General features: G+C 72.8%; 4 protein-coding genes. 2 read left to right on the top strand and 2 right to left on the bottom strand.

Annotated elements, in window-relative coordinates; genetic code table 11:
- Positions 1-510 (top strand): fructosamine kinase family protein (locus G3I65_RS39785; protein ID WP_160700662.1); only part of this gene is annotated, 510 nt, incomplete at its 5' end.
- 331 nt (positions 511-841) lie between these two features.
- On the opposite strand, the gene G3I65_RS39780 is transcribed toward G3I65_RS39785, so the two are convergent.
- On the bottom strand, positions 842-1,489 hold the full coding sequence (locus G3I65_RS39780; RefSeq protein WP_160700661.1) for an HNH endonuclease family protein: 648 nt from the start codon (positions 1,487-1,489) through the stop codon (positions 842-844).
- Positions 1,490-1,571: 82 nt separating this feature from the next.
- Complete coding sequence (locus tag G3I65_RS39775) at positions 1,572-2,342, bottom strand: hypothetical protein (RefSeq protein WP_309235940.1); 771 nt, start codon at positions 2,340-2,342, stop codon at positions 1,572-1,574.
- A 147-nt stretch (positions 2,343-2,489) separates the two neighbouring features.
- Here G3I65_RS39775 and G3I65_RS39770 point away from each other — a divergent pair, with 147 nt between their 5' ends.
- Positions 2,490-3,365, top strand: coding sequence for an urea carboxylase-associated family protein (locus G3I65_RS39770; RefSeq protein ID WP_160700659.1), 876 nt, complete (start codon positions 2,490-2,492; stop codon positions 3,363-3,365).
- The last annotated feature ends 110 nt before the right edge of the window (positions 3,366-3,475 follow it).

Below are 3,475 nucleotides of genomic sequence, written 5' to 3'. Positions count from 1 at the left end.
TTCGGCGCGCCTCCCCCGGACGGCCCGGCCGACGCGTGGATCGGCCTGGCCCCGATGGCGAACGTCCCCGGCGAGGACTGGGCGTCGTGGTACGCCGCGCACCGGGTGCTGCCCTACGTCCGGCTGGCGGTCGACGCGGGGACGTTCGACGCGACCGAGGCGGCGGTGTTCGAGCGCGCCTGCGCCCGGCTCCCGCCGTCGGCCGAGCCGCCGTCCCGGCTGCACGGCGACCTGTGGAACGGCAACGTCCTGTGGGACGGCGAGCGGGCGTGGCTGATCGACCCGGCCGCGCACGGCGGGCACCGCGAGACGGACCTGGCGATGCTGCACCTGTTCGGCTGCCCGCACCTCGACCGCGTCCTCGCCGCGTACCAGGAGATCGCGCCACTGGCCGACGGGTGGGCCGACCGGATCCCGTTGCACCAGCTGTTCCCGCTGCTGGTGCACACCGTCCTGTTCGGACGGTCCTACGCCGGGCAGGCGCTGGAGGCGGCTCGCTCGTTGCGTTAGCAGTGCCGCGGCAACGCGCGCCGGGCGCGACCGCTGATGCCCCCAATGGGATTTTGTCAGTGGCCGCGCTGGTTGCCGCGTTGAGGTTCGGTCAGCAGCGCGGATTGCCTCGTGATCGGTCACCCACATGGGCGGCGTGGTGGCGGGCTGCGATGTAGTGAATGACTCATTCATGTCGTCCGACGACATGAATGAGTCATTCACTACACCTCGGGTCAGGGTTGCGGCACAAGTCGCCGGGGCCGACCGCCCTCGGTCTGAACCGCCGCCGATGTCGGTGACCGGTCGCGAGGCAAGCGGCGCGGGACCGGCGAACGTTCCCCGCTCCGGACTAGCAGTGCTGCAGCATCGACTCCAGCGCCGTCTTCTCCGGGACCGTGATCGTCAGGCCGTAGTTGCGCTTCACGACGATCCAGTCGGTGGCGTAGGTGCACCAATACCCGACGAGCGGTGGCTTCCACTGGTCCGGCGCCTTGTCGCTCTTCTGCTCGTTGAGGTTGTCGGTGACCGCGTGCAGCTGCGGGCGGACGAGGTCGTTCGCGAACTGCTCGCGGCGTTCCTGGGGCCACGACTTGGCACCGCTGATCCACGCCTGCCCGAGCGGCACCATGTGGTCGATGTCCACATCGGACGCTTTGTGCCACGTTTCCCCGTCGTACGGGCTCACCCAGGTGCCGGACTTGGCGGCGCAGTCCGCGTTCGTGGTGACGTCCTTGCCGTCGCGCTTGAGCACCTCCTCGCGGGTGTCGCAGGCGCCGTCGACCTTGTCCCAGTGCGGGAACTTCTCGCGGCTGTAGCCGTCCATGGTGCCGCGCACGGCGACCTTGAGCTGTCCCAGCTGGGCCCGCGCCTCGGCGGGCGCGACCGGCGGAGCGGGCGCCGTTCCGCCGGGCTGGGTGCCGGACGCCAGTTCGCCGGGCACCTTGCACCCGGAGAGGGCGAGGACGGACAGCAGGACGAGCGCTCGCGTGCGCGGCATCGTGAACCCCTTTCACGTCTACCGGGAAGTGCCCAGCGGACGCGGCGGGGAAACGGTGCAACCGGCCTAGTTGGCGCGATCTTTACGAGCCGTGGAAGACCTGTGCCACGAACACCGCGGCGATCACCCCAGCCGTGACGAGCAGCGCCAGCACGGTCAGGAGGCCCCAGGGAACCTGCCGGATCGGCCGCGGCCGCGGGAAGACCACCGAACCCGGCCGCCGGGGCAGCGGAACAGCCGGCTCGGCGAGTTCCTCGGCGGCGGGCGGGGGTTCGGCGGGGACCGGCACGACGGCGGGCAGCTCCGGCAGCCGGGTGCGAGCCGGCAGGCGGGCCGGGAACCCGTCCGCGACCAGCGCGGACCGCGGCGGGGCCAGGTGGGCGAGGGAAAGCGCGTAGCAGGCGTCGAGGACGTCGTCGGCCGACCAGACGGTCCGCCAGCGGTTGTGCTGGACGATGATCCGGCGCAGGCTCCGCGGGTCGGCCAGCACGACGGCGACCCCGGGGACGGTGGCGGGTTCGGTCCAGTCCGGCGCCCCCGGCACAACCGCGACCAGGCCCGTCACGTACCGGCCGCCTTCGTGCCCGGAAAGCGCGCCTTTCGCCGCCGCCACGGCCGCGCCCGCCCGCTCGCCCGATCCCGGGTCCGGGCCGGGCTCGTGCGCCGCGATCACCACCACCCCGGTGCGCGTGAACACCAGGGCGTCCACGAACCGCGGGCCCGGCAACGCGATGCCCGCCAGTGCCAAGCCCGTCAGGTGGTCCGGTCCCCGTCCCCAGGACCGCAGCAGCTCCACGACGTGCTCCGCCGCGGGCGGCAGGGCGCGGTCGGCACCGGTGTGCTGGAGGGCCACGAGCAACGCCGGTCACTCCTCCCACGAAATAGGGCACTACGACGGTAAAAGCCCGGCCGCCGCAGCCCCAGCAGCCGAACGAGTGGTCGAACACCACCGTGCGTGATCGCGAGCATGCTGGACGCACCCGAGGAAAGGAGCACACCCATGGGGTCACCCCCACCCGCTTACCAAGGCGCCGCGCTCGAAGTCGACCGGTCGTTCTACCGGCGGCTCGCCGCCGCCCCCTGCCGGACGCGGGTCGGCGCCTTCGAGGTCCCGATCCGCTCCGGCCGCGCGTGGCGGGTCCCGAAGGGCCACCTGTGCCGCCTCGAAACCGTCGAGGGCCCGCAGGTCGGCGACCTCAACCTGTGGCACGCCGACGACCCGCGCGAGCGCTTCTGGGCCGCGCGCACCCGCCAGCTCCAGCGCGCGCACGTCAGCACCTTCGACCGGCTGTGGTCGACGCTGCCGTTCCTGCGCCCGTTGGCCACGATCACTGCGGACACCCTCGAGCACTACGGCGAAGACGGCGACGGCGACGGCGGCCGCGTCCACGACCTCCTGGGCACCCGCTGCGACCCGTACGTCAACCGGCTGCTCACCGGCGAGGACTTCGACTTCCACTGCCACTCGAACCTGGTCCGCGCCGTCGCGCCGTTCGGGCTCACCGAGTTCGACGTCCACGACGTGCTGAACGTCTTCCAGTGCACCGGGCTCACCGGCGACGACCGGTACTTCATGAAGGCGTGCCCGGCCCGCCCGGGCGACTTCTTCGAGTTCTTCGCCGAGGTCGACCTGCTGTGCGCGCTGTCGACGTGCCCGGGCGGCGACCTGTCCGTCCCGCTGTGGGGCCCGGGCGCGCGCGACCCGATCGACGTCTGCCACCCGATCGGCGTCGAGGTGTTCGCACCCCGCCCCGGCCTGCTCGAACGGTGGTCCCCACCGGCGCGCGCGGCCTACCGCGGGCTGCACGGCGTCCGGCTGCCGGAGTGGGCCGACCTACCCGATCGGACGGGTCGGAGCGGCGAAGCGCCGGGGTAGCCTGGCCGGAAGTCAACGCCGACATCGGGAGTGCCCGTGGTCCTCACCCGCCGGCCCGCCCGGGTGGCCGACGACGGCGGCGCCTGGCCCGCCACCGGGCTCACCCAGCC

This window comes from Amycolatopsis sp. SID8362 (genome assembly GCF_010550475.1).
Lineage (GTDB): Bacteria > Actinomycetota > Actinomycetes > Mycobacteriales > Pseudonocardiaceae > Amycolatopsis > Amycolatopsis eburnea.
This window is presented reverse-complemented; position numbering and strand designations above follow the sequence as displayed.